At 63.4% G+C, this 26,240-nt stretch carries 23 protein-coding genes and 1 pseudogene; 16 read left to right on the top strand and 8 right to left on the bottom strand.

Translation table 11 applies throughout. The features are described from left to right. Positions 1 to 47 precede the first annotated feature (47 nt). Together lptM and argH are read right to left on the bottom strand one after the other, a co-directional pair. Positions 48 to 158: pseudogene (gene lptM, locus KG088_RS19625) on the bottom strand (LPS translocon maturation chaperone LptM); the annotation flags it as partial. Continuing rightward, positions 158 to 1,588, bottom strand: a complete 1,431-nt coding sequence (argH, locus tag KG088_RS13660) for an argininosuccinate lyase (RefSeq protein ID WP_213826204.1) — start codon at positions 1,586 to 1,588, stop codon at positions 158 to 160. The gene argH and the pseudogene lptM, both read right to left, overlap by 1 nt. A 245-nt stretch (positions 1,589 to 1,833) precedes the next feature. Between argH and hemC the strand changes: the two genes are divergently transcribed. The 4 genes from hemC to KG088_RS13680 are packed head-to-tail and all read left to right on the top strand — an operon-like array spanning position 1,834 to position 6,487. After that, positions 1,834 to 2,775 carry a hydroxymethylbilane synthase gene (gene hemC / locus KG088_RS13665; protein WP_213826206.1) on the top strand — a complete coding sequence of 314 codons (942 nt, stop codon included), beginning with the start codon at positions 1,834 to 1,836 and terminating at the stop codon, positions 2,773 to 2,775. After that, complete coding sequence (locus KG088_RS13670) at positions 2,775 to 3,569, top strand: uroporphyrinogen-III synthase (RefSeq protein ID WP_213826208.1); 795 nt, start codon at positions 2,775 to 2,777, stop codon at positions 3,567 to 3,569. Before hemC ends, KG088_RS13670 begins: the two co-directional genes overlap by 1 nt. Before the next feature lie 6 nt (positions 3,570 to 3,575). Beyond that, positions 3,576 to 5,249: a uroporphyrinogen-III C-methyltransferase gene (locus tag KG088_RS13675; protein WP_213826210.1), complete on the top strand. Its 1,674-nt coding sequence runs from the start codon at positions 3,576 to 3,578 to the stop codon at positions 5,247 to 5,249. Then, on the top strand, positions 5,246 to 6,487 hold the full coding sequence (locus KG088_RS13680) for a heme biosynthesis HemY N-terminal domain-containing protein (protein WP_213826212.1): 1,242 nt from the start codon (positions 5,246 to 5,248) through the stop codon (positions 6,485 to 6,487). The genes KG088_RS13675 and KG088_RS13680 overlap by 4 nt, the downstream gene beginning before the upstream one ends. 115 nt (positions 6,488 to 6,602) lie before the next feature. On the opposite strand, the gene ybiO is transcribed toward KG088_RS13680, so the two are convergent. Continuing rightward, a complete protein-coding gene (ybiO, locus tag KG088_RS13685; RefSeq protein WP_213826214.1) occupies positions 6,603 to 8,933 on the bottom strand; it encodes a mechanosensitive channel protein in 2,331 nt (776 codons plus the stop codon). A gap of 218 nt (positions 8,934 to 9,151) precedes the next feature. On the opposite strand from ybiO, the gene KG088_RS13690 reads away from it, so the two are divergent. Then, complete coding sequence (locus KG088_RS13690) at positions 9,152 to 9,544, top strand: fluoride efflux transporter FluC (RefSeq protein WP_213826216.1); 393 nt, start codon at positions 9,152 to 9,154, stop codon at positions 9,542 to 9,544. Continuing rightward, complete coding sequence (locus KG088_RS13695) at positions 9,541 to 9,933, top strand: fluoride efflux transporter FluC (protein WP_213826218.1); 393 nt, start codon at positions 9,541 to 9,543, stop codon at positions 9,931 to 9,933. The genes KG088_RS13690 and KG088_RS13695 overlap by 4 nt, the downstream gene beginning before the upstream one ends. A 19-nt stretch (positions 9,934 to 9,952) precedes the next feature. On the opposite strand, the gene KG088_RS13700 is transcribed toward KG088_RS13695, so the two are convergent. Together KG088_RS13700 and pyk are read right to left on the bottom strand one after the other, a co-directional pair. Next, the gene (locus KG088_RS13700) at positions 9,953 to 10,429 is read right to left on the bottom strand and encodes a methylglyoxal synthase (protein WP_213826220.1); all 477 of its coding nucleotides are present in this window, start codon (positions 10,427 to 10,429) and stop codon (positions 9,953 to 9,955) included. After that, on the bottom strand, positions 10,422 to 11,894 hold the full coding sequence (pyk, locus tag KG088_RS13705) for a pyruvate kinase (protein ID WP_213826222.1): 1,473 nt from the start codon (positions 11,892 to 11,894) through the stop codon (positions 10,422 to 10,424). The genes KG088_RS13700 and pyk overlap by 8 nt, the downstream gene beginning before the upstream one ends. Before the next feature lie 353 nt (positions 11,895 to 12,247). On the opposite strand from pyk, the gene gap reads away from it, so the two are divergent. Both gap and KG088_RS13715 read left to right on the top strand, forming a co-directional pair. After that, positions 12,248 to 13,249 carry a type I glyceraldehyde-3-phosphate dehydrogenase gene (gap, locus tag KG088_RS13710; protein WP_213826224.1) on the top strand — a complete coding sequence of 334 codons (1,002 nt, stop codon included), beginning with the start codon at positions 12,248 to 12,250 and terminating at the stop codon, positions 13,247 to 13,249. 124 nt (positions 13,250 to 13,373) lie between these two features. After that, positions 13,374 to 14,117 (top strand): sulfite exporter TauE/SafE family protein, encoded by a 744-nt coding sequence (locus KG088_RS13715; protein ID WP_213826226.1) that lies wholly within the window; start codon positions 13,374 to 13,376, stop codon positions 14,115 to 14,117. An 83-nt stretch (positions 14,118 to 14,200) separates the two neighbouring features. On the opposite strand, the gene iolB is transcribed toward KG088_RS13715, so the two are convergent. Genes iolB through KG088_RS13730 form a run of 3 tightly spaced genes read right to left on the bottom strand, consistent with a single transcriptional unit; the run spans position 14,201 to position 16,926 of the window. Beyond that, positions 14,201 to 15,004 carry a 5-deoxy-glucuronate isomerase gene (gene iolB / locus KG088_RS13720; protein WP_213826228.1) on the bottom strand — a complete coding sequence of 268 codons (804 nt, stop codon included), beginning with the start codon at positions 15,002 to 15,004 and terminating at the stop codon, positions 14,201 to 14,203. 18 nt (positions 15,005 to 15,022) lie between these two features. Then, entirely contained in the window at positions 15,023 to 16,018 is a 996-nt protein-coding gene (iolG, locus tag KG088_RS13725) for an inositol 2-dehydrogenase (protein ID WP_213826230.1), read from the bottom strand. A gap of 44 nt (positions 16,019 to 16,062) precedes the next feature. Continuing rightward, positions 16,063 to 16,926: a MurR/RpiR family transcriptional regulator gene (locus tag KG088_RS13730; protein ID WP_213826231.1), complete on the bottom strand. Its 864-nt coding sequence runs from the start codon at positions 16,924 to 16,926 to the stop codon at positions 16,063 to 16,065. A gap of 206 nt (positions 16,927 to 17,132) precedes the next feature. Here KG088_RS13730 and KG088_RS13735 point away from each other — a divergent pair, with 206 nt between their 5' ends. The 8 genes from KG088_RS13735 to KG088_RS13770 form a co-directional block, all read left to right on the top strand. Further along, positions 17,133 to 18,077, top strand: coding sequence for a sugar ABC transporter substrate-binding protein (locus tag KG088_RS13735; protein ID WP_213826233.1), 945 nt, complete (start codon positions 17,133 to 17,135; stop codon positions 18,075 to 18,077). Between the two features lie 52 nt (positions 18,078 to 18,129). Next, a complete protein-coding gene (locus tag KG088_RS13740) occupies positions 18,130 to 19,260 on the top strand; it encodes an ABC transporter permease (RefSeq protein ID WP_213826235.1) in 1,131 nt (376 codons plus the stop codon). A gap of 1 nt (position 19,261) precedes the next feature. After that, positions 19,262 to 20,122, top strand: coding sequence for an ATP-binding cassette domain-containing protein (locus KG088_RS13745; RefSeq protein WP_213826237.1), 861 nt, complete (start codon positions 19,262 to 19,264; stop codon positions 20,120 to 20,122). A 95-nt stretch (positions 20,123 to 20,217) separates the two neighbouring features. Next, positions 20,218 to 21,015, top strand: a complete 798-nt coding sequence (locus KG088_RS13750; RefSeq protein ID WP_213826239.1) for a TIM barrel protein — start codon at positions 20,218 to 20,220, stop codon at positions 21,013 to 21,015. Positions 21,016 to 21,099: 84 nt separating this feature from the next. Then, entirely contained in the window at positions 21,100 to 23,046 is a 1,947-nt protein-coding gene (locus KG088_RS13755) for a bifunctional 5-dehydro-2-deoxygluconokinase/5-dehydro-2-deoxyphosphogluconate aldolase (RefSeq protein WP_213826241.1), read from the top strand. A 1-nt stretch (position 23,047) separates the two neighbouring features. Further along, the gene (gene iolD / locus KG088_RS13760) at positions 23,048 to 24,895 is read left to right on the top strand and encodes a 3D-(3,5/4)-trihydroxycyclohexane-1,2-dione acylhydrolase (decyclizing) (RefSeq protein WP_213826243.1); all 1,848 of its coding nucleotides are present in this window, start codon (positions 23,048 to 23,050) and stop codon (positions 24,893 to 24,895) included. A 58-nt stretch (positions 24,896 to 24,953) separates the two neighbouring features. Beyond that, on the top strand, positions 24,954 to 25,856 hold the full coding sequence (iolE, locus tag KG088_RS13765) for a myo-inosose-2 dehydratase (RefSeq protein ID WP_213826245.1): 903 nt from the start codon (positions 24,954 to 24,956) through the stop codon (positions 25,854 to 25,856). 43 nt (positions 25,857 to 25,899) lie between these two features. After that, the coding region (locus KG088_RS13770) for an aldehyde dehydrogenase family protein (RefSeq protein WP_213826247.1) at positions 25,900 to 26,240 on the top strand (341 nt) is incomplete at its 3' end.

Here is a 26,240-nt window from a genome sequence, read left to right on the forward strand (position 1 = left end):
TCCTGGCCGGCACCCTCGGAGGAATCTTCTTGGCCGGTAGGGTCGTAGCGCTCGGCGGCGCGTTCGTCGTCGGGCATATACAGCGGGCCCTTCTGGCCGCATCCCGCGAGGGCGGCGGCGAGCGTCAGGGCGAGCAGGGTGCAGGCCAGCCGGCGCATTAGTTCTCCCCTCCCGCTTGCGGGGACAGAGCCGCCAGGGCGTCGCGGGCGCGCTGGGCGGCGGCGCGAACCTGGTCGGGCGCGGTGCCGCCAATGTGATTGCGCGCGGCGACCGAGCCCTCGAGGGTCAGCACGTCGAAGACGTCCGCCTCGATGGCGGCGGAGAACTGCCGAAGCTCCTCGAGGCGCATCTCCGAGAGGTCCTTGCCTTCGCGCAGGCCGAAGGCGACCGACTGGCCGACGATCTCGTGGGCATCGCGGAAGGCCACGCCCTGGCGCACCAGGTAATCGGCGAGATCGGTGGCGGTGGAAAACCCGCGCCGTGCGGCCTCATACATGCTGTCCTGCTTCGCCTCGAGCGCCGGCACCATGTCGGCGAAGGCGCGCAGGCAACCCTTGACGGTGTCGAGGGTGTCGAACAGCGGCTCCTTGTCCTCCTGATTGTCCTTGTTGTAGGCCAGCGGCTGCGACTTCATCAGCGTCAGCAGGCCCATCAGATGGCCATAGACACGCCCCGTCTTGCCGCGCACGAGTTCCGGCACGTCGGGGTTCTTCTTCTGCGGCATGATCGAGGAACCGGTGCAGAAGCGATCGGGTAGATCGATGAAGTCGAACTGCGCGCTGGTCCATAACACTAGCTCTTCGCTCATCCGCGACAAGTGCATCAGCAGAATGCTGGCGAAACTCACGAACTCGATGGCAAAGTCGCGATCGCTGACCGCGTCGAGGCTGTTTTCGGCGGGACTCGCAAAACCCAGTAGCTCGGCGGTGACGTGGCGGTCGATGGGGTAGGTGGTGCCGGCCAGCGCCGCCGCGCCCAGCGGGAGCACGTTGACTCGGCCACGGCAGTCGAGCAGCCGTTCGTGGTCGCGAGCGACCATCTCCTGCCAAGCCAGCAGGTGGTGGCCGAACGTCACTGGCTGGGCCGTCTGCAGGTGCGTGAAGCCGGGCATGATAGTACCGGCCTCGCGGTCGGCAAGCTCGATCAGGCCGGCGCGCAGGCGGCCGAGCTCGGCGGCGATCACGTCGATCTCCTCGCGCAGGTGGAGCCGGATGTCGGTGGCTACCTGGTCATTGCGCGAGCGGCCGGTATGCAGCTTCTTGCCGGTGATGCCGATCTTGTCGGTGAGTCGCGCCTCGATGTTCATGTGCACGTCTTCCAGCGCCACCGACCAGACGAACTCGCCGCGCTCGATCTCGCCGCGGATCTCGCCGAGCCCCGCGATGATGGCGTCGCGCTCGTCATCGGTGAGCACGCCGACCCGCGCCAGCATAGTGGCGTGGGCGACGGAGCCCTGGATATCGTGGAGGGCGAGGCGCTGGTCGAAGTCGACCGAGGCGGTAAAGCGTTCGACGAAGGCGTCGGTGGGTTCGGTGAAGCGACCGCCCCAGGACTGGTTGGTTCGATTGCTTGGCGGACTTGTGCTCATCGGGCTGAACATCCTGCATGGCATTGCGGTGGGTAAGGTGTCTGACGCAGCGCACAGTCGCTGCCGGGACATGCTCGGAAGTGTACCAGAGTCGACGAGGCTGGCGAGTGGCGCGCCTTGCCCTACCTTGTCCAATCGGGATGGATTTTTCCTGCTGTCTCCGGTGCTTTATGATGAGGGCAACTGCCATCACTACCGGAGTCGCACTGAGCACCACGCGCACCGAACCGGATCTGGAGACTCACGTGCAACCCATCACTACCGTGCGTATTGCCACCCGCAAGAGCCAACTGGCCATGTGGCAAGCTGAGCATGTCCGCGATCGCTTGATGGCCACCCATCCTGGCCTTGAGGTCGAACTGGTCGCCATGTCGACCCGTGGTGACAAGATCCTTGATGTGCCGCTGGCCAAGGTTGGCGGCAAGGCTCTGTTCGTGAAGGAACTTGAGGAGGCGATACTCGATGGCCGCGCCGATATTGCCGTGCATTCCATGAAGGATGTTCCCATGCACTTCCCCGAGGGCCTGGGGCTCTCGGTGATTCTCGAGGGCGCCGAGCCCACCGATGCCTTCATTTCCAATCACTACCCTTCCATCGAGGCGTTGCCCAAGGGCTCGCGCATTGGCACTTCCAGCCTGCGTCGCGGCCTGCAGATGCGCGAGGCGCGTCCGGATCTCGAGGTGGCGAGCCTGCGCGGCAACGTGCAGACGCGTCTGGGCAAGCTCGATAACGGCGAGTTTGACGCCATCCTGCTGGCGACCTCCGGCCTCAAGCGCTTGGGCCTCGCGTCGCGCATCACCCTGGAGCTGCCGCCGGAAACCTGCCTGCCGGCCTGCGGGCAAGGGGCACTAGGCATCGAGTGCCGCATTCACGATGCCGAGTTGATCTCGCTGCTGGCGCCGTTGGACGACACCAATACCGCCACTCGGGTGCGCGCCGAACGCGCCATGAACACTCGCCTGGAGGGCGGCTGCCAAGTGCCCATTGGCGGCCATGCGGTGCTCGAGAACGACGGTCAGACTCTCTGGCTGCGCGCTCTGGTGGGCAACCCGGATGGCTCGTGGGTATTGCGCGCCGAGGGGCGGGGGTCGATCCATGAGCCCGAGTTGCTGGGGCTTCGCGTTGCCGAGGACCTGCTGGACCAAGGGGCCGGCGACATTCTCGCCGAGGTGTACGGCGCCGACTGATGACGAACCTTCCGGTACTGGTCTGCCGTCCCGGCGACCGAGGCGAGGTGCTGGCGGCGTCCATTGAGGCCAGCGGCTACCGCGTGGCGCGCCTGACGGCGATGCAACTCGAGCCGCTGGCGGAAACGCCGTTGATGCGCCGTACCTGGATGGATATTGATCATTTTGCCAAGGTGGTTGTAATCAGTCCCTTCGCCGCTGAACGCCTGGCGGAGGCGCTGGACCGCTATTGGCCGCAGTTACCGATAGGCATTGCCTACTATGCTGTAGGAGCGGCCACGGCGGGTGTGCTGCACGAGCGGCTCGGCGTTCGCGCCCATCTACCGCCAGTGCAAGCGGGGGAGGATACCAGCGAGGCGCTGTTACGGCTCGCGTCGCTGAACCGTGTGGAGGCGCAGCGTGTGCTGCTGGTGGCCGGTGAAGGGGGGCGGACGTTGATTGCCGAAACCCTTGCCGAGCGGGGCGCTCGCCTCACGCGGCTGGCCGTGTACCGTCGCGGCCTGCGAACGCCTTCCTTGCTCATGCAGCAGCGGTTAATGAGCGGAGAGTATCGAGCGTTGGTGGTCAGTAGCGGAGAAATCCTCGAACATCTGGCAAGATGGTGCGGGGAAGCCGCCTTCCACCAACCGTTAATCGTATCCAGTAGCCGATTGGCTACACTGGCTGGCAAGTTGGGGTTTCATGCCCCCGTCGTGGCGTCTGGAGCCACGCCTATCGCGTTGGCAGCTGCGGTGGCCGATGCCTGCGACCCGGAGGATGCCGATGTCGACCAAGACGATTTCGAAAAGGGCTAGCGACAGATGAGCAAGCAACCACACGATCAGGACGAACAGCAGACGCCCGCCGGCGCGGCCAAGGCTGGACCGGCATCGGCGACTCCGGGTGACGATACCGCCAAGGGTGGCTCGACCGCCAAGGGCAGGACATCGCGAAGGCGTGGCAAGGGTGGCCAGACGGCGGCCTCGACCACGGCATCGACGACAGATACCGCCAAGCCGGCATCGACAGCCCCGTCCGCCGCTAGCGACGCGCCTGCCGGAAACGACAAGACCGCAACGACACAGGTAGCAAGTGGCTCGGCCGGCACGCCACCCGGCGACGGCGTTGGCAAGGGTGTCGACCAGGGCGCCAGCCAGACGCCTGACGCCGTCTCGGGGACGACTCCGACTGGCGCTGAAAAGCCGGTAACCGGCACAGAAGACGCCGGTAAGGCCGGTAAGAAAGAAGGCCCTGGCAAGGATGGGGTCGGCAAGGATGGGGTTGGCAAGGATGGGGTTGGCAAGGAGAGTGCCGGCAAGCCTGACAAGCCATCTTCTGCCCAGGCAGGCTCGACAAACACTTCGGGGCCAGCCACTACCACGGCGAAGACTGCCACGGGGGGTGGAGGAGGCGCTTCCACGGCACGGCCTTCCTCCGGTGACGGTCGCGGTAAAGGGGGTGGCAAGGCCGGTGTCGTGGCGCTGCTGCTGGTGATCCTGCTGGCGATCGGCGTGGCACTGTTCGGCTGGCAGGCCTGGCAGAAGCTCGACGCGCAGCAGCAGCGGCTGGCCGCCGTGGAGGCGCGCAGTGACCAAGCCGCCACAGCCGATCAGTTAGCCGAACTCGAGTCACGGCTCGATGCGGGGGAGCAGGAGCGCCAGGCCTCGCTGGATGAGGCCCTGAGCGAGCTGCGCAGCGAATTCAACGACTATCGCAGCAGTGTCGACGAGACGCTGGATCAGGTGCTGGCCGAGCTTTCCCGCGAGCAGGATACCGACGAGCGCGAATGGCTGCATGCCGAAGCCGCCTACCTGCTGCGCCTGGCCAACCAGCGCCTGCAACTCGAGCGTGATGTGGAAGGCGCCGCCGCCCTGCTGCGCACTGCCGACCAGCGTCTGAAGGAGGCCGACAACCCGGCGCTGGTGCCTGTGCGCCGCGAGATCGCCGACGAGCTTGCTGCGCTGGATTCGGTGCCCAATGTCGACCGCACCGGTCTTTACCTGGCGCTCAACGCCCAGCAGGACCAACTCGCGAGCCAGCCCCTGGCTCAGGATATCGAGCAGATCGCCGCCAACAGCCAGATTGAGGAGGCGCCTACCGGCAGCTGGCAGAATCAATTGTCACGCTTCGGCCAGGAGCTCAAGGATCTGGTGACCGTGCGCCAGCACGACCAAGCCCTTGAAGCATTGATCTCGCCCGAGCAGGAATCCTATCTGCGCCAGAGTGTGCGCCTGGTGCTCGAACAGGCCCAGCTGGCGCTGCTCAAGGAGGAGCAGGAGCTCTATGACGCCAGCCTTGACAAGGTGTTGACGCTGATCGAGGGCTACTACGATACCGACGACAGCGGTGTGCAGTCGGTGATCTCGCGTCTCGAGGAGCTCAAGCAGCGCAGCATTCGTCCCGAACTGCCCGATATCAGTGGCTCTCAGCAGGCCTTGGCTGAATTCATCGACAATCGATACGCGTCGCGCGGTGATGAGGGGGATGACGCATGAGAAAGCTGATCCTGATCATCGTCCTCGGCCTGGCGATCGGCGCGCTGTTCGGCCAGCTGATGATGTCGGTGCCCGGCTATTGGCTGGTGCGAGTGGGCGACACGTCCTTCCAGACCTCCTTCTGGTTTGGCCTGGTCCTGCTGCTCGCGGCCTTCATCGTGCTGCATTTCGTCTTGCGGTTGCTGATACGCCTGAGCAGCCCGGTAAGCCGCTACAAGGTATGGAACAGCCGCACCCGCAACCGCAACGCCATGAAGCGGACGGTGCGCGGCCTGGTCGCCTTGGCCGAAGGCCGCTGGAAGCGTGCCGAGAAGTCGCTGGTCAAGGCCGCCGACGACTCTAGCGCCCCGCTGGTCAACTACCTCTCCGCGGCGCTCGCCGCCCATTACCAGGGACGTTATGAGCAGGCAGATACCCTGCTCAAGCGGGCCCACCTGAGCACCGAGGGAGCCGATACCGCAGTGGGAATGATGCAGGCCCAGCTGATGCTGGATCGCCAGCAGTACGAGGAGGCGCTAGCCATCCTCACCCGCCTTGATCGGCAGTTGCCTAACCATCCCCAGGTGCTCAAGCAACTCAAGCAGGCCTATATCAGTCTCAGTGACTGGGATGGGCTGCGTCGCCTGATGCCGCGATTGGGCGCCCAGCAGCTGATCGCCCGTGAGGAGCGTGAGGAGCTAGAGCAGCGTGCCTATCGTGAGCTGATTGTTCATGAGGCACGCGAGGGAGGCGATATCGAACGGGTGCGCAGCCTCTGGGCTGATATGCCCGATCATCTGCGCACCAATACCGATTTGATCGTGCTCTATGCCGAGTCGCTGGTCCGGGGTGGCCAGGAAGCAATCGCCGAGCGGCTGTTGCGTCATTCTCTCAAGGAGCACTGGGACAGCCGGCTGGTGCTGCGTTACGGGCTGCTTGATGTCGACGCTTCCCGCCAGCTGGTATACGCCGAGAAGTGGCTTCAGGAGCGCCCCAACGATCCTGACCTGCTGCTCACCCTGGGGCGGTTGTCGCTACGCAATGCTTACTGGGGCAAGGCGCAGGAGTATTTCGAGGCCAGCCAGCGCCAGCGGTCCAGCGGGGTGGTCTGTGCCGAGCTAGCCAGGCTTTTCGCCAACCTCGGCGAGCACAACAAGAGTCAGCTCTATTATCGCCAGAGCGTCGAGCTGCTCGACAAGTCGTTGCCCTCGCTGCCGCAACCCACCGAAACCAGCGAAGACAAGAGCGTCAAGAAGTGAGCGAAAGCACGAACTGAACCGAAGCAAAGCTTGGCATTGTCAGGCGCCACAAAACAGCGGGGCTGCCCATGATGGGCAGCCCCGCTGTTTTTTTGCAATGCTTCGATTGGCTCAGTCAGTCTTCGTCGAAGTCGCCATTGTGGGCGGGGTTGGGCCGTGAGCGAGGATCGTCCTCCCCTTCGCGGCTCTGCTCACCGGAGCTTGGCTGGCCTCCCGGGCGTCCGTTGATATCGAAGTGTTGCTGCATGACCCGCAGGTTGGCGGGCGGCGCTTCGGCTTCCTTGCCGACCCCGAAGTACAGGGTGGTGTGCGGGAAGGGAATCTCGATGCCCTTGGCGTCGAAGTGCAGCTTGACCAGGCGGTTGTAGGCGCGGCCGGTGGCCCATTGGGTGCCCGGCGCGGTCTTGATGCGCACCCGGATGTTGACCGAGCTGTCGGCCAGGGCGATGACCCCGGCCACTTCCAGCGGCGCGAGCAGGTTCATCTTGTGCTCGTCATCCTGGGAGAGTTCGTCGAACGCTTCTCGCAGTGCCACGATGGCTTCATCGATGCTCTCGCGATAGGCGATGCCATATTCACCGACGTGATAGGCGAACTCGCGCATATAGTTGGAGACGGTATCCACGCTGGAGAACGGTACGAGATGGTAGGTACCGTTTAGGTCGCGGATACCCACCGAGCGGATACTGAGTTTTTCGGCCACCCCAGTAACGTTGCCCACGGTGACGACATCGCCGGTATTCATGGCATTTTCGATCTGGATGAACACGCCGGTGATGATGTCCTGTACCAGTTTCTGGGAACCAAAGCCGATGGCCAGGCCCAGCACACCGGCACCAGCGATCAGCGGCCCGATATTGATGCCGATTTCGGCAAGCAAGATCATCATTGTCATGGTGATCAGGGCAATGGCCAGGGCGTTACGAAACAGTGCCAGCAGCGTCTTGGCCCGCGACGAGGGTTCTCCCTTGCCGGTCTCGGGATTGAGCTTGTGCTCGATCAGGCTGGCCAGGCCCAGCCACACGCCAATGGCGACCACCAGGATCACCGCCACGCTGATCAACTTGCCGACCAGGCCGCGACCCGCCTCGGAGTTGTACCAGCCGGCCAGGTCGAAGGCGCCCCAGGCATTGAAGACGATCATCACGACAACAATCAGGATCAGCGTGCGAATGACCCGCAGAGCGTTGGGCACATAGCTGTTCAGGCGCGGTTCCAGCAGGGGCAGCTTACGCCGCAGGTCGTCGGAAAGCCGGATGCGCCTCCCGATGGTCTGGGTCAGCAGGCTTGAGGCGAGCATGCCGATGACCACCGCGGCAAGCGTCTTGAGCGTCGCGAAGAGCACGAAGGGCAGGGCATCCACAGGCCGCGTCAACGTCAGTACCAGCACCATCAGGAAATACGCCAAGGCGAACAGATGCCAGGTGCGCGCGAACATCTGCAGCGAGACGCGGCTAGCCGCCATGGTGGTCTGTTGCGCTCTGACGTTGAGGGCATCACGCAGGCGCTGGCGATTCTTGAGCACCACGATGACCGCGTAGATGAAGGCAGCGAACATGATCAGCGTGCCGATGCTCTGGCTCAGGGTCGGTGACACATTGGCGCTGATCAGTGGCACGACGGCCATCAGGCCATAGCCGACCAGGCCGATCAGACGGGCGAGAAAGCGGTTCCAGTAAGAGGCTTCCTCGGGAGTGATCGGCAGCAGGCGCAGGCCTTCATAGCGAGACGAAAAGAGCATGCGAATGGCGGCCTTGATCAACTCGATCACCAGGAAGGCGTTGAGGAACAGCGAGGCCTGGGTGGTCAGTTCGCCGGTTTCACCGATGGCGAAGGTGGCGGTCAGGTTGCCGCCAATATAGGAAAGCGCCACGATCAGAACGTCGATGAGCGCCGCGATAGCGACACAGATGACCAGGCGCAGGATCGGTGTGAGACCATTGCCATTGAGTGACCACTGACTGATACGCGTAAACAGCGGCTTGGCCAGGCGGCGTACGACTGCGAACAGCAGGAAGGTCGCCACGATCACCAGACCGAGGTTAATGGCCGCCGTGGAGAAGGCTGCCATATCGAAGACGCTGTCCTGACTCGCAAGCCCACCGGTCACCAGCGATGAGACCACGCCGATAAGATTCTCGAACTGGTCGCCGACATCGCCGGCAATGCGACTGGTGGCCTGTGCCAGCTGACGCGGCAGCGAGAGATCGAGCCGAATAGGATCCTCCGCGGCGGTTTCGGCGCTCGCCGGGTCATCGGCCAAGCTACGCAACTGGTCGATCAGTTGCTGCCGGGTCTGTTCGTTCTCGAGCAGGTCGGCCAGGGTGGAGTAGGCCGGTGGCGCTTCTCCACTAGGCTCCTGCTGGGCCTGAGCGGGTATGGCGAATGCCGTTAAAGCCAGCAGCAGCCAACCCAGTATCAGGGCAAGGGATCGCTTCGGGTTCACGCGGTGACCTCCGTCTCTTGGCGTGTGGATAGTGCGTGTCAGGGGGAGTCAAGCATCAGCATGATACGGATTTTAGGAATGGATCACGACTATGCATGCTCTTACTGACGATACGGCATGACATACTTGCTAATACCTTCGTGAATGTCACGACACGTTTGCAGTGTCGTCCTGGGCCGTCAGGGCCGGGAACAGGCAAGCATCAAGAATGAGAATGCATGGACATTGAGCTGATGAGCCTGCTGATGGTGGCAGCCGGCGGTGCTGTGGGCGGCATGAGTCGCCTGGCGGTAGGTAACGGCGTGGCAAAATGGCTTGGCGCCGGCTTTCCCTGGGGTACCCTAGCGGTCAATCTCAGTGGTGCGTTCTTGATGGGGTTGCTGGCGGGCGCGGTGGGGCTGCCGGGGCCCGAAGGTCCGAGTCCCGGCTGGGCGCTTCTGGCGGTCGGGCTGTTGGGCGGCTACACGACGGTCTCCTCGTTCAGCCTGCAGACACTGCTGCTTTGGCATCAGGGCCGCACAGGCGCCGCCCTGGTCAATGTGCTGGCTACCTTGCTGGCGGGTTTCGCCGCGCTGGGCCTCGGCGTGTGGCTGGCAGGTGGTCTCACATGAATATCTGGCAACACCATGCGGCCGTGGGGCTGGGTAGTGCGCTTGGCGCTTCGCTGCGTTACCTGACGTCATTGTGGCTGCTCGGTAGCACGTTCCCCTGGGCAACCTTGCTGGTCAATATCCTGGGTTCCTGGTTGATCGCGGCCTTCGCGGCTTATGCGAGCCGGCGGCTCGATGGCCGTGTGGCGCGCTGGCAGCCGTTTCTCCTGGCGGGTTTCTGCGGCGGCTTTACTACCTTTTCGCTCTTTGGCCTGGAGACGCTGTACCTGTTCGATCAGGAGCGCTACTGGCTGGCACCGATCTATGTGGGGATCAGCGTAACGCTCTGGTTGGCGGGTGCCTGGCATGGGGATCGCTGGGGTCGCCGCCTGGCGTTAGCCAGGCGGTGAGAATACGGCCGGCACGCCCTCACTCGGCGCGAGCGGATATCCAGGCGCCGGCGTCGGGTATTGTCATCTCGTAGTCTTGATCGAGCCAGGGCGAGCTGATCAGGAAGTCGGCGCTGGCCGCATTGCAGGCCACGGGAATATTCCACAGCGCGGCCAGACGCAGCAAGGCCTTCACGTCGGGGTCGTGGGGCTGTGGTGCAAAGGGGTCCCAGAAGAAGACCAGCAGGTCGAGGCGCTGTTCGGCGATGCGTGCGCCGATCTGTTGATCGCCGCCCAATGGCCCGCTCATCAACCCCTCGACCGTCAGGCCGAGCTGGCGCGAGATACGGCTCGCCGTGGTGCCAGTGCCGATCAGGATGTGCTCGGCCAGGGTGGCCTGCCAGCGCTCGGCCCATTCGAGCATTTCATCCTTCTTGCCGTCGTGGGCAATCAGCGCGATGCGCTTGCGAGCCGGCAGGGTGCGACGGACGTCCCGCCGCGGTCGGAGGTCATTCATGGTCGTGACTCACATCCAGTATTTTCAGGGTGTTGGTGCCGCCATGGGCGTTCATGTGGTCGCCGCGGGTCAGGATGACGTGATCGCCGGGCTTGACGATCCCGTGGGTGACCAGTCGTGCCAGGGCATGGTCGTTGAGATCGTTCGCGGCCATGTCGCTGGTATCGAAGGGCAACGACACCACGCCGCGATACAGCGCCATTCGCCGCTGGGCGACCGGATTGTGCGCGAGGCCGACGATGGGCAACCCGGAGCTGATGCGCGAGGCGATCAGCGGCGTATAGCCCGAGGCCGTCATGCAGGCGATGGCGCCCACTCCCGTGAGGTGGTTGGCGGCGTACATGGCCGACAGGGCAATCGTCTCGTCAATCTGGCTGAAGCCCTCATGGATGCGGTGGCCGGACTCCTGGATGACCCGCTCACGCTCGGCGCCGAGGCAGACGCGGTCCATGGCTTCGATGGTCTCCACCGGGAAGTCGCCGGCAGCGGTTTCCGCGGAGAGCATGACCGCGTCGGTGCCGTCGAGCACGGCGTTAGCCACGTCGAACACCTCGGCGCGGGTGGGCAGGGGCGACTCGATCATCGATTCCATCATCTGCGTGGCGGTGATAACCGCGCGGTTCAGCGTACGGGCCTGCTTGATGATGCGCTTCTGGGTGCCGATCAACTGGGCGTCGCCAATCTCTACGCCCAGATCGCCGCGTGCCACCATGACCGCCTCAGAGGCCTCAATAATGCCATCCAGCGTGGCGTTGTCGGCGACGGCTTCGGCGCGCTCGAGCTTGGCGACCAGGCCAATCTCGGCGCCGGCCTCGCCGAGCAGGTCGCGGGCTTCCTGCATGTCGGCGGCGCTACGGGGAAAGGAGACGGCCAGATAGTCCACGCCGATGTCCACCGCAGTCTTGAGGTCCGCCTTGTCCTTGTCGGTCAGTGCCGGCGCCGACAGGCCGCCGCCCTGCTTGTTGATACCCTTGTTGTTGGAGAGCTTGCCGCCCACGGCCACGCTGGTGTGGATCTCCTTGCCCACCACGCGGGTAACGTCAAGCACCAGACGGCCATCATCGAGCAGCAGGCGGTCGCCGGAGGTGACGTCGTCGGCCAGCGTCTTGTAATCGCAGCCGACCCGCTCCCTGGTGCCGGCGTCGCCGTCCATCGCCATGTCGAGTACGAAGGCCTGACCTTCCGCCAGCACCTCCGCGCCGTTCTTAAAACGCGCAATGCGAATCTTGGGCCCCTGCAAATCGCCCAGGGCAGCGACGCTGCGGCCCAGGCGATCGGCGATCTCGCGCACGCGCGTCAGGCGCTGGCGATGGTCGTCCGCCGAGCCATGCGAAAAATTAAGGCGCACCACATCGACGCCGGCTTTCAGCATCGCTTCGAGTACACCTTCGCGGTCGCTGGCCGGGCCCAAGGTGGCGACGATCTTGGTGCGGCGGATGGGCATGTGCGAGGAATTGGTCGGCATGTTGATCTCCTTCGTTTTAGCAAGGGTTTGTTATAAGGTCACATTAGTGCTTTTGACGTAATTTTACTACATAGTTTGATTGTACCTATCTTGCTGCGATGCCGCACGCAACATGTGTTTTCGAGGCCAATGAATCGAAAATGGCATAAATGTTGTACCGTAAGGAACTGGGCATCTGGCTAATATGTTGTAAAGTTACTAAAAAATTCTTGAGTCCGTGGCGCTCCTGCGTCACATTGTGCTCATGCACAGAGCCGCAGGCGTACGACCGCAGTGATCTACAATGCTTGTAACCTATCGACGGCTCGATCAGTGCCGCTAAAAATTTCACTGGAACGAGGAGACACCACGTCATGATGCTCAAGATAGCTATCAACGGCTTTGGCCGCATCGGTCGCAACGTACTGCGCGCGCTTTACGAGAACGGTTACCGGGATCGCGTGCAGGTGGTTGCCATCAATGACCTCGGCGACCCTGCGCTTAACTCACACCTTCTTCGTCACGATTCCGTGCATGGTCATTTTCCTTTTGCCGTCGAGCACGATGACGAGAGCCTGACGGTGGATGGCGACCGTATCGCCATTCTCTCGGAGCGCGACCCCAGCCAGCTGCCCTGGGAAACGTTGGGCGTCGATCTCGTCATGGAGTGTACCGGACTGTTTACCAAGCGCGAGGCCGCGGCTCAGCACATCACTTCCGGCGCCGCTCGCGTGTTGATCTCCGCGCCGAGCCCCGACGCCGATGCCACTGTGGTCTATGGCGTCAACGACCAGTCGCTGACCGCCGACCATACGGTGGTCTCCTGCGCGTCCTGCACCACCAACTGCCTGGCGCCGGTGGCCAAGGCGCTCAACGACAGTGTGGGCATCGAGAACGGCCTGATGACAACCGTGCATGCCTACACCAATGACCAGCACCTCTCCGACGTCTACCACAAGGACCCCTACCGGGCGCGCAGCGCGACGCAGTCGATGATCCCGACCAAGACCGGCGCCGCGGCGGCGGTGGGCCTGGTGCTGCCGGAGCTGGCCGGCAAGTTCGATGGCCTGGCCATTCGCGTACCAGTGATCAACGTGTCGCTGGTGGACCTGACCTTTACCGCCGGGCGTGACACCACCAGGGAAGAGATCAACGCCATCGTCGAGAAGGCCGCTGCCGATTCCCCAGTGCTGGCGGTCAATGCCGAGCCGCTGGTGTCCATCGATTTCAACCATGATGCCAACTCCTCGACCTTCGATGCCAATCACACCCGCGTAAATGGGCGTCTGGTCAAGATAATGGCCTGGTATGACAACGAATGGGGCTTTTCCAATCGCATGTTGGATACCGGCCTGGCAATGCACACCGCCAAATGACGAGCCGTTTAGCCGTCCGGGCCGAGCGGACGGCTTGACCTCGAGATGTATCGGGTCTCAGATGCATGGACACCGGAGTGGGAAACCGCTCCGGTGTCTTCATGTTCGCTACAGGAAAGCTACCATGCTACCCGAGTATGCCTGGTCCGCCTGGGCACTGATCGCCCTTTCCACCTATCTGACTGGGGTCTCCAAGGGAGGTTTCGCCGGCGGTTTCGGCACGCTCTCGGTACCGCTGATGGCGCTGGCCATCGGACCTGTCGAGGCGGCTGGCCTGTTGTTACCCCTGCTGCTGGTCATGGATGTCTTCACCGTCAAGGCCTGGTGGGGGCATCACGATGCCGCCGAGGTGCGGCGATTGATTCCTGGCCTGGCGGTCGGCGTGCTGTTGGGAACATTACTGATCGGCAGTCTGAACGAGGATGGCGTGCGCTTCCTGCTTGGAGTGCTGTCGCTGGTCTTCGCTGTCTACATGCTGTTGCGTCCAGCGGTATCGCGACCAATCTCTGCCTGGTGGTCGCTGCCCGCCGGTATCGGCTGCGGCTTTACCAGCTTTTTGGCCCACGCTGGGGCGCCACCGGTCAATCTTTATCTGATCCCTCGGCGGCTGAGCAAGGAAGCCTTCATCGCCACCGTGGCGATCGTCTTTGCGACCGTCAATCTGATGAAGCTCGGCCCTTACCTCTGGCTCGGTGAGATCAACCTGACCAGCGCCTGGGCCTCGCTGCTGCTGGTACCGCTGGCCTGGTTCGGCGTGCGCAGTGGCTTGTGGCTGCAGCACCGGGTCAGCGAAGCGCTCTTCTATCGCCTGGTGACGGCGGCGATGGCCGTAGTGGGCGTGCAGTTGATCGTGAAGTCGCTGGGGTAGACCGACTTGCAGAACAAAAAGCCCCGCTGGTGGCGGGGCGAAGAGGCGTCGTGACTGAATTCAGCGGGGAGGGAATACCTCGTTCACTGCTGGGTGATCCATTCGTGGTCCGGGTCGTTGCTGAATTTCCAGATCCGTTTGGGGCCGGCCATCACATTTAGATAGTAGAGCTCGTAGCCGTGGGGGGCCCCCGCCGGGTGATAGCCACGAGGCACCATCACGCAACAGCCATTATCTACCGCCATGGATTCATCCAGGCTACGATCATCGGTGTAGACCCGCTGGAAGGCGAAGCCCTGGGAGGGGTTCAGGCGGTGATAGTAGGTTTCCTCCAGCTTCGACTCGTTGGGCAGGTCGTCCACGTCGTGCTTGTGTGGCGGATAGCTCGACCAGTTGCCTGCGGGGGTGTAGACCTCCACCACCAGCAGGCTGTCAGCAGGCTCCGTCTCGGGCAGGATATCCTGTATATGGCGCGTATTACTGCCGGTGCCGCGCGTGGCGCGCTTGACGTCACTGGGGGCAATCAGGCGTGCCTCATGATTGCCAAAGCCAGGTGCACTGCAGACCGCCAGCTCCAGGTCGGTGGTGGCCTCCACGGCGTAGTTCACCCCATCAGGCAAGTAGACGGAGTAGGGCGGCACCTTCTCGAAGACGTCCATGCGCTCGCCGATCTCCTCCCAGCGGTGCTCGCCGCAGGTGACGGTGGCGCGGCCGGAAACCAGCACTAGGCAGTGCTCGCGGTTGCCGGTGTCTGCCTCGATGCGCTCGCCCTTGGCCAGCTTGTGGATTCGGAAGCCTACGTACTCCCAGCCGGCGGACTCGGGGGTGACGTTGAGAACGGAGCCCAGTTCGTCGGGCTGCTGAGGACGTACCAGTAATGAACTCATGGGTCGCTCCTTTCGAAATCAGTCGATGGTAACCATTGAGATGCGCTGTCCCTCTTGCAGGGAGCGTACGGCTGCCTCGGCCAGCCGCAATGCCTCGAGGCCATCTCGGGCATTGGCCAGCGGATCACGCTGCTGCTTCCAGGCGTCCACGAAGTCGTTGATCTCCCGGCGGTAAGCAACCGCGTAGCGCTCCAGGAAGAACCAATGTGGCTTATCTTCTACCTGGCCGGGCTCGCCGGTGAAGCGCAGCCGAGTCTCGGTCTCATTCTGCGCCTGCAGCATGCCGGCGCTGCCGAAGGCCTCGATGCGCTGGTCATAGCCGTAGCAGGCGCGGCGGGAGTTGCTGATATGGCAGAGGCGGCCGCTGGCGGTGGTCAGGGTGACCATGGCGGTATCCACGTCGCCGGCCTCGCCGATGGCCGGGTCTATCAGGCAGCTGCCTTCGGCGTGGACCTGCGTGATGGGTTCGTCGAGCAGCCAGCGGGCCATGTCGAAATCGTGGATCATCATGTCGCGGAACAGGCCACCAGAGGCGCCGACATATTCAGCGGGGGGCGGTGCAGGATCACGACTGATGATGGTCAGCGTTTCAAGATTACCGACCCGTCCTTCTGTCACGGCCTGCTTGAGGGCAGAGAATTGGGGATCATGGCGGCGGTTGAATCCCAGCGCGCAGGTCACCGGATGCGCCTCCAGCACCTTCAGCGCCTCACGGGTGCGCGCCAGGTCCAGGGCGATCGGCTTCTCGCAGAGTACCGCCTTGCCAGCGCGGGCAGCCCGCTCCAGGTAGTCGGCGTGAGTGGGCGTGCTGGAGGCGATCAGCACGGCGTCGATATTGGCGTCCTCGAAGACGGCATTGGCGTTGAGAGCACGGCTACCGTATGTGCTAGCCAAGGCTTCGGCAGCTTCAGCGTGGTAGTCGGCCACCGCGGCCAGGGTCACTTCGGGATGGGCATCGATAGCCTGGGCGTGCACCTTGCCGATGCGTCCAGCGCCGATCAGGGCGAGTCTCATAAGGGGTCCTCTTGGTGTGAAAGAAGTGTCGTGTACTGGGTGGCTCACGCGTGTCCGGCATCATTGTCAGTGGGGGGACGATCACGGGCCTTGTCCTGGCGAACGCCCAAGGCGATGGCCAGGGTCTGGGTCAGGCACAGCGAGGCGGTCAGGCCACGGAAGCTCTTGACCTCAGCTTCATGCACGATGAGCGATACATCGGCGACCCTGGCAAGCGGGCTGAGGCTTGAATCGGTGATGACCACTAGGGGAATACCGCGCCTTACCGCTTCCTCGGCAGCTTCACGCGACTCCTGCCCGTAGGGGGAATAACTCACCACCAGCAAGGCGTCTCGGTCACCGATCGACCTAATCTGCTCGCCATGCATGCCGCCAATGCCACTGACCAGATGGGCACGCTTGTCTACATGCTGCAACGCATAGGTCATGTAGCTCGCCACCATGAAAGTGCGCCGAACTGCCATGACATGAATGGCTTCGGCATGCTCGAAGATATCCAGGGCCCGCTCCAGGTTAAGTGGGTCGATGCGCCCCGGCAGCTGTTCCAACACCTCACGATTGGCCTCGGCGAACTCCCACAGCAGCTGGGTGCTGTCGGGTGTCTCGCCGGTGGCCGAGCGCACGGCACGGATGCGTTCCGTGTAGTTGGGCAGTTCGTCCACCAACCTTACGCGGAACAGCTGTTGCATCTCCGAGAAGCCCGAGAAGCCGAAGTGATTGGCGAAGCGGATCAGGGTTGAGGGTGTGACGCCAGCCTGCTCGGCCAGCTTGGCCGCTGTAGCAAAGGCCACCTCTTGAGGATGGTCCAGCAAGAAGCGCGCCGTTTGCTGCAGTCGGCGGCTCAGCGACGGGTAGTCGTCTGTGATGCGTGCTTCAAGTTGGATGTAGTCCTGGGGTGTCTCGCTCATCTGACTCTCTTCCTTGCCTTCGCCAGGGTGTGGCGTCGGTGTTTAGCTGGATGATGAGAGGCAGCTTAAGCGAAATGGAATAATAATTCCAATAAGACCAAAGTATAGAATAAAAAATTTGCTTCGGCACCTATTTGGAATCTATATTCCAAACCGTCACTGCGCGAATGCGTACATTCACAACGACAAACACGAGGATTCTATCCATGGCACGCCTTACCCAATGGTTGCTCGCCTCAACTACCGCCGCGGCCCTCATAGCCGGCTCGGCTCAGGCGCAAGAGCAAGAAGAGAACCGCTTTGTCATGGTGACCCATGGCATCCCCTCAGATCCCTTCTGGTCTGTGGTCAAGAATGGCGCCGAGGCGGCCGCCGAACAGGTGGGCGCCGAGCTGGAATATCGCGCGCCGTCTACCTTCGACATGGCCAAGATGCAGCAACTGGTGGATGCGGCGGTGGCCTCTAATCCAGATGGCCTGATCGTCTCCTTCACCGATGAGGATGCCCTGGGCAGTGCTGTCCAGAATGCCACTGACAGAGGCATCCCGGTGATTACCATCAACTCCGGCGGCGATGTGGCGTCTAAGTACGGTACCAAACTGCATATCGGCCAGAGCGAGTACGAGGCCGGCAAGCAGGCTGCTGAGCGTATGCAGGAGATGGGCGTCGAGAAAGGGGTCTGCGTCAACCATGAACAGGGCAACCAAGGCCTTGACCAGCGCTGCGACGGTTTCGTAGAGGGCTTCGACGGCAATGCCGAGCAACTGGCAACGACTTACGACCCGACGTCGATCCGCAGTGCCATTATCGCTTACCTCAACGAGAACAGCGATGTGCGGGGTATTCTGACCCTGGGTACTCTGGCCGCCGAACCGATGTTGCGCGCCATTCGCGAACAGGGTGCCACCGACATGTTCACCCTCGGCACCTTCGACCTCTCGCCCAGCATCCTCGACGCCCTGCACGCTGGCGATATGGACTTCGCCATCGACCAGCAGCAGTACCTGCAGGGCTACCTACCCGTCATGTTCCTCGACCAGTTCGTCAGAAACGGGTTGCTCCCGGCGGGTGACGTTCCTACTGGCCCGGGCTTCGTGACCCAGGAAAATGCCGAGCAAGTGATCGAGCTGAGCAATCAAGGTATTCGCTGATATCCACCTAACCGAAGGGCCCGGCGAATCCGGGCCCTGGGAGTTGACCGTCATGAAGTCCAATGAATCCAATCAGTCTACCGCTGCGGTGTCCGAACCGCAGGATGAACGTCTCCAGAAGGTGTCATTTTGGAAGAAGGCGCTGAATCGCCCCGAGCTAGGCGCCCTGGCAGGTACGATTCTGGTCCTCGTATTCTTCCTTGTCGTCTCCAGTGGCACTGGCATGTTCACGCCATCCGGCATTCTCAACTTCCTCGAGGTGGCAGCTCAGCTAGGCATCATCGCTACTGCCGCTGCGCTGCTGATGATCGGTGGCGAGTTCGACCTGTCCATCGGTTCCATGATCGGGCTGGCTGGTATCTTGATTGCGATTCCTGCAGTGGAATACGGCTGGCCACTTTGGGCTGCCATCCTGCTGGCCTTCTCCTGTGCAGCGTTGGTGGGCTGGATCAACGGAAATTTAGTCAACAAGACGGGGTTGCCCTCCTTCATCGTCACCCTGGGCTTCCTGTTCATCCTGCGTGGTCTGGCCATCGGTATCAGTCGTTTACTGACCGGGCGGACCCAAGTCGGCGGTGTGCAAGACCACATCCCCGGCGACTGGTTCGCGGCCCTTTTCTCCGGCGAGGTAGCCACAGGCCTCTTTGCCTGGATGGCCTCCCAGGGCTGGATCGGCACTAACTTCGCCGGCAACCCCATAGTTACCGGCATCCCGGTCTCCATCGTCTGGTGGCTCGGTCTCACCGCCGTGGCGACTTGGATCCTGCTCTGTACCCCCTACGGCAACTGGATCTTCGCCAGCGGTGGCGACAAGAATGCCGCGCGCAACTCCGGCGTGCCGGTACATCGGGTCAAGATCTCGCTGTTCATGTTCACCGCCTTCTCGGCCACTGTCTTTGCCTGCATTCAGGTAATGGACACCGGCTCTGCCGATACCATTCGCGGAATGCTCAAGGAACTCGAGGCGATCATCGCCGTGGTCATCGGTGGTGCCCTGCTCACCGGGGGGTATGGCTCCGCCATCGGCGCGGCATTGGGCGCGCTCATCTTCGGCATGGTGCAGATGGGCATCTTCTATACCGGCGTCAACACCGACTGGTTCCAAGTCTTCCTGGGCGTGATGCTGCTGGTCGCTGTGCTGTTCAACAATTACATGCGCAAGAAGGCGATGGAGGCCAAGTGAGATGAGCGAACGTACTCCCATGATCGAGATGTGCAATGTCAGCAAGCACTTCGGCAGCGTCATCGCCCTGAGCGACATCTCGATGAAAGTGTGTTCCGGCGAGGTCATGTGCCTGCTGGGTGACAACGGCGCCGGCAAGTCCACCCTCATCAAGACCCTGTCAGGTGTCCATAGCCCGTCCCATGGCGAGATGTACCTGGATGGTAAGCCAGTGAACTTCAAGTCCCCGGCCTACGCGCTTGACGCCGGTATCGCCACCGTCTTCCAGGACCTGGCGATGATCCCGCTGATGTCCATTACCCGTAACTTCTTCATGGGGCGCGAACCAACGGTGGGGTGGGGGCCCTTGAAGCGCATCGACTGGAAGTACGCCGACCGAATCGCCAAGGAGGAGATGGCCAAGATCGGCATCGACGTACGTGACCCCAGTCAGCCGGTCGGCACCCTTTCCGGCGGGGAGCGCCAGTGCGTGGCCATCGCCCGGGCGGTCTATTTCGGCGCCAAGGTGCTGATTCTGGACGAGCCGACCTCGGCGTTGGGGGTCAAGCAAGCTTCGGTGGTGCTGCGCTATATCGCCAAGGCGAAGGCCGACGGCCTGGCGGTGATTTTTATCACCCACAACGTCCATCACGCCTTTCCGGTGGCCGATGCCTTCACCCTGCTGGCGCGCGGCGGCAGCCTGGGCACCTTCCGCAAGGCAGATATCACACGTGAAGAAGTGTTGAACATGATGGCCGGTGGAGCGGAGTTGGAGAGCCTCGATGCCGAGTTGGCCGAGTTCCAGCGCAGCGACACGGAGCAGAAGGCGAGCCGTGGAAGTGCCGCGCCCCAGCAGGAGGCCTCGAGCTCTTCCGGCACATAATGTGAGCACAACTGGTCGCCTGACACCGCCGGGCGGGAGATACCGAGTCCGGTGTGTGTAGGCGGGTGACGACACCCTTTCATGGAGCTGTGGCAATGACTCAACGAGCTGAACACTCACCCTTCACCCTGGCGGTCTGCGCCGAGATGGTATTTCGCGACATGCCGGTCACCGAGCGGATCAAGCGGATCGATTCCCTAGGCTTCCAGGTAGAGATCTGGGATTGGACGAAGCACGACATTCAAGCCTTGGTAGACACCGGTGCGACCTTCTCCTCCATGACCGGCTACATCAGCGGGACACTGGGGGACAAGGCGGGCGCGGACCAGTTGGTCCATACGGCCCGAGAATCGATCGCCGTCGCCAAGCAACTCGGGGTTCCGCGCCTCAATCTGCACGGCACCGGCCTCGACGGCCAGGGTCTTCCCGTCAAGCCTGTCTCTGAAGCCACTGGGGCCATGTGGATTCGGGCCCATGACACCCTCAACCGTCTGGCGGACCTCGGCCAGGAACATGGCGTCATGTTTGTGCTGGAGAACCTCAACACCGAGGTCGACCACCCCTGCGTACCCTTCGCCCGTGCCGCCGACGTGCTGGACCTGGTGGCGAGCGTGGATCGCCCGGAAGTGCGCATCATGCTCGACCTCTACCATGCCCAGATCGGCGAAGGAAACCTGATCAAGCTGGTGCGCCGCTGCGCGCCCTATATCGGCGAGATCCAGGTGGCTGATGTGCCCGGCCGCTGTGAGCCCGGCAGCGGCGAAATCAACTATCCGGCCATCGCGCGGGCGCTGAACGACATCGGTTATCGGGGCACCGTTGGCCTGGAGGGCTGGGCCTCCAGCGACGACGAGCTGGCCCTGGCCCGCTTTCGAGATGCCTTCACCCTTTAACCCCTGCGAGGAGAACAGCGTCGTAGCGTTCGCCGGGCCACCGGTTCGATGGGTGCCATACGACAAGCGACGCGGAGAAACCCTATGCAAGAGATAAACACCGACAACAGACCCTTAGATCTGATCTGCCTCGGCCGTGTCGCCGTTGACCTCTATGCGCAGCAGATCGGCAGCCGCCTCGAGGACGTGACCAGCTTTGCCAAGTACCTTGGCGGGAGCTCCGGCAACATGGCTTATGGCACCGCTCGGCTAGGGCTCAAGTCCGCCATGCTCTCGCGGGTGGGTGACGAGCAGATGGGTCACTTCGTGCGTGAGGAACTCGAGCGCGTCGGCGTCGACACCATGGCCCTGCAGACAGATCCGGAGCGTCACACTGGCCTTGTGCTGCTGGCGCTCAAGGATCGCGACGCCTTTCCGCTGCTCTTCTATCGCCGCGACTGTGCCGACATGGCCATCGACGCGGATGCCATCGATCCGACCTTCATCGGCCGCGCCCGGGCCCTGGCCATCACCGGCACCCATCTCTCCACCGAGACGACGCGCCGCGCCTGTCGCAAGGCGTTGGACGCCGCCGCCGAACATGGCGTAAAGCGGGTGCTGGATATCGACTACCGTCCCGTGCTGTGGGGCCTGACCTCCCCGGGCGACGGGGAGACCCGGTTCATCGCCGACGAGACGGTAACTACCGATCTCCAGGCCTGGCTGCCTGATTTCGACCTGATTGTCGGCACCGAGGAAGAGTTTCATATTGCCGGCGGCAGCACCGATACCCTCGAATCGCTGCGCGCGGTGCGCCACGTCACCGATGCCACTTTGGTATGCAAGCTTGGCCCCCTGGGCTGCGTGGTCTTCGAGGATGACATTCCGAAGCGCATCGAGGATGGCATCTTGGTCAAGGGCGTCAAGGTCGAGGTGCTCAACGTGCTGGGCGCCGGTGATGCTTTTATGAGCGGTCTGCTGAGGGGCTGGCTGCGCGGCGAGTCTTGGGAAACTAGCGCCGCCTATGCCAACGCTTGTGGGGCCTTGGTGGTCTCCCGCCACGGCTGTGCACCGGCCATGCCCACCGAGGAGGAGCTCTTCGACTATCTGGACCGGCGACATGATGTGTCGAGACCGGATCAGGACCGACGTCTCAATCATCTGCACCGCGTCACCACACGCGTGTCGGACGAGTGGCCAGAGGTGTGCGGTTTGGCATTTGATCATCGTCGTCAGCTCACCGACATGGCCTGCGAGGAGCATGCTGACCCCGCGCGCCTGCCTGTCCTGAAACGCTTGCTGGTGCAGGCGGCGGAAGAAGGCGCTCGTGGTAGCGGCTTGGAGACGCCGGCCATCCTGGTGGACGATGTGCTCGGCCAGGATGCCCTCAACGAGGCATCGGGCCGCGGTTGGTGGATTGGACGCCCGGTGGAATTGCCCGGTTCGCGGCCGCTGCGCTTCCAGCATGGCGATGACCTGGGCAGCCAGCTGCGCCAGTGGCCCGCCGAGCACATCATCAAGTGCCTGGTCTTCTACCATCCAGACGATGTCCTCGAGCTGCGCCTGGAGCAGGAAGCACGACTTCGCCAGCTCTACCAGGCGGCCTGCGCCAGCGACCTGGAGTTGCTGGTAGAGGTGATCCCGCCGGCCGACATGGCGGTGGATGATACGACTCTGCCACGCAGTCTCCAGCGCCTCTACAACCTGGGGATCCGCCCCGACTGGTGGAAGCTGCCGACACTCTCCGAGGCCGCCTGGAAGAGCGTGGGGAAAATCATCGACGATCAGGATCGGCATTGTCGCGGTGTGGTGCTGCTCGGCCTTGACGCTCCCTTGGAGGAAATGAAGCGCAGCTTCGCCCCAGCGGCCCGTCAGTCCCACTGCAAGGGCTTCACCGTGGGCCGTACCCTCTTTGCTGCGGCCAGCCGAGAGTGGTTGGCGGACCGTCTCGATGACGCGGCGCTGGTGGCCCGAGTGGCCGACAACTATGCCGAACTGATCCAAGAGTGGCGGCGCCTGCGCCGCGACGCGCCTCACGTGGAGGGAGCCTGACATGAGCACCATTCGCCTCACCATGGCCCAGGCCCTGGTCAAGTATCTGGCGGCTCAGCACACCGAGCACGAGGGCCGTGAGGTCCCGCTATTCGAAGGGGTCTTCGCTATCTTCGGTCACGGTAACGTAGCCGGCCTGGGGGAGGCGCTCTATCATGTCCGTGAGGAGCTGCCGACCCTGCGTGCTCACAATGAGCAGACCATGGCCCATGCCGCCATCGCCTTCGCCAAGGCCAATGGGCGGCGGCGGCTGATGGCGGCCACCAGCTCCATCGGTCCCGGCGCCGCCAATATGGTCACTGCCGCCGCCCTGGCCCATGCCAATCGCTTGCCGGTACTGCTGCTGCCCGGGGATACCTTCGCCACTCGTGAACCGGATCCTGTACTGCAGCAGCTTGAGCATTTCGGTGATCCGACCGTTACCGTCAATGACTGCTTCCGGCCGGTGTCGCGCTACTTCGATCGCATCACCCGGCCCGAGCAATTGCTGACCAGCCTGCCCCAGGCCATCGCCACTCTGCTCGACCCCGAACACTGCGGCCCGGCGACGCTGGCGTTGCCCCAAGACGTCCAGACCTTTGCCTATGACTATCCCGAGAGCTTCTTTGCGCCGAAAGTCCATCGCATCCGTCGCCCCCAGCCGGATCCCCGCGAGTTGGAGGCAGCCATCGCCGCCCTGGCTGGATCCGAGCGGCCGCTGATCATCGCTGGCGGTGGGGTGCACTACGCCGGCGCCAGCGAGCGGCTCGGCGAGTTCGCCCTGGCCCATGGCGTGCCGGTGGCCGAGACACAGGCCGGCAAGGGGGCGCTGCCCGACGATCATGCCTGCGCGGTGGGTGCCATTGGCGTTACCGGCAGCGAGGCCGCCAACCGCCTGGCCGAAGAGGCGGACGTCATCTTGGCTGTGGGCACCCGGCTACAGGACTTCACCACCGGCTCGCGGGCGCTCTTCGAACGCGACGATCTGACCCTGGTGGCCCTGAACGTGGGGCGCTTCGACAGTCAGAAGCACCATGCCCTGCCATTGACAGGCGATGCTTTCGACGGCCTCGCGGCGCTCGATGCCGGACTCGCCCAGTGGCGCGCCAGCGATCCCTGGCGCGAGCAGTCGGATAGCCTCAAGCGTGCGTGGGACGAGGTGGTTGCACGGGTCACCGCCGATGAGGGGCGCGAGCTGCCCACCGACGCTCAGGTGATCGGTGCCGTGAACCGTCAGGCTGGTGAGGACGGCACGGTAGTGTGTGCCGCGGGTGGTCTGCCGGGCGAGCTGCACAAGCTGTGGCAGTGCGCCGGCCCCGGAAGCTACCACGTGGAGTACGGTTTTTCCTGCATGGGTTACGAGATCGCTGGCGGCCTGGGGGTCAAGATGGCCCGTCCCGAGCGCGAGGTGTTCGTGATGGTGGGCGACGGCTCCTACCTGATGCACAACTCGGAGCTCGCCACCTCGGTGATGCTGGGCCACAAGCTGGTCGTGGTGGTGCTCGACAATCGCGGCTTCGGCTGCATCAACCGCCTGCAGCAGGCCACCGGCGGTGCCGGTTTCAACAACTTGCTCGACGATTGCCGCGCGGTGCCGGAAGGCGCGCCGAAGACCGACTTCGCCGGCCATGCCCGCTCGCTGGGCTGCCAGGCAGAGAGCGTGCGCGGCATCCGGGGCCTGGAGGAGGCCCTGGTACGGGCTCGCCGGGCCAGCACCACCTATGTCATTGCCCTGGATACCGACCCCCTGCCCAGCACCGCCGAGGGTGGCGCCTGGTGGGAGGTGGCGGTGCCCGAGGTCTCCCAGCGAGAGCAGGTCAAGGAGGCCTATGCGGGCTATCGCCAGGCCAAGCGACGTCAGCATTACTGATAGCCAAACCCGAACAGCCAGAAGCGGGCCGCCGGGCTCGCTTGATCAGGAGTTTTCTATGTCTACCGTACGCTTGGGGATCAACCCCCTGACCTGGACCAACGACGACCTGCCCAGTCTCGGAGCCAACACCCCCCTGGACACCTGCCTCAGCGAAGGGCGCGAGGCGGGCTTCGCGGGTTTCGAGCTGGGCAACAAGTTCCCGCGCACGCCGGATGCGCTCTCCGCCGTGCTGGGGCAGCACAATCTGGCGCTGGTATCGGGCTGGTACTCCGCTCGCCTGCTGGAGCGCAGCCCTGAGGAGGAGATCGAGGCGCTCCAGGATCACCTCCAGCTGCTCAAGCAGTGTGGTGCCAAGGTCATGGTGTTTTGCGAGGTGAGTCGCTGTGTTCACGGCGACCAGGACGTTCCGCTCTCCCGCCGCTCGCACCTGGACGAGGCCGACTGGCACCGCCTCACCGAGGGCCTGAGCGTCGTGGGTGACTACCTCAAGGAGCAGGGTGTGCACCTGGCCTATCACCACCACCTGGGCACCGTGGTGGAGAGCCAGGAAGACGTGGAACGCATGCTCGACAACACCCGCGACTCCGTGGGCCTGCTGCTCGACCTGGGCCACCTGCGCGGCGCGGGCGGCGACCCACTGGCCATCGCCAGGCGCTACGCCTCGCGGGTGGTGCACGTGCACTGCAAGGACGTACGCTTCGGCGTGCTCGAGGAACTGCGCAACCGCGACAAGAGCTTCCTCGACGGAGTGCTCGACGGCCTGTTCACTGTGCCAGGCGATGGCGACGTCGACTTCCTGCCCACGCTGACGCACCTGCGCGAGGCCGGCTACGAGGGCTGGCTGGTGGTGGAGGCCGAACAGGACCCCGAAGTGGCCCACCCGCTCACCTATGCGCGGACGGGGTATCGCAATTTGCACTCCCTCGCCGAGCAGGCCGGTTTCCAGATCGCCGACTGACACTTCGTTTACCGCACGACGGACTTACAGAGAGAAGATTTCCATGAACCAGATTCAGCATTTCCTCAACGGCCAGGTGGTCGAAGGTGCCAGCGGTCGCACCTTCCCCGTCTACAACCCTGCCACCGGCGAGCAAAAGGCCGAAGTGGCCCTGGCCTCGGCCGACGAGACCCGCGAGGCGGTACGCATCGCCCATGACGCCTTCGCCACCTGGTCGACGTTCACGCCACTCAAGCGGTCGCGCATCCTGTTCAAGTTCAAGGCGCTGGTCGAGGAGCACGCCGACGAGCTGGCACGGCTGATCTCGCAGGAGCACGGCAAGGTGTTCTCCGACGCCAAGGGCGAGGTGACCCGCGGCCTGGAGGTGGTGGAGTTCGCCTGCGG

The organism is Halomonas jincaotanensis, from assembly GCF_018448785.1.
Lineage (GTDB): Bacteria > Pseudomonadota > Gammaproteobacteria > Pseudomonadales > Halomonadaceae > Halomonas > Halomonas jincaotanensis.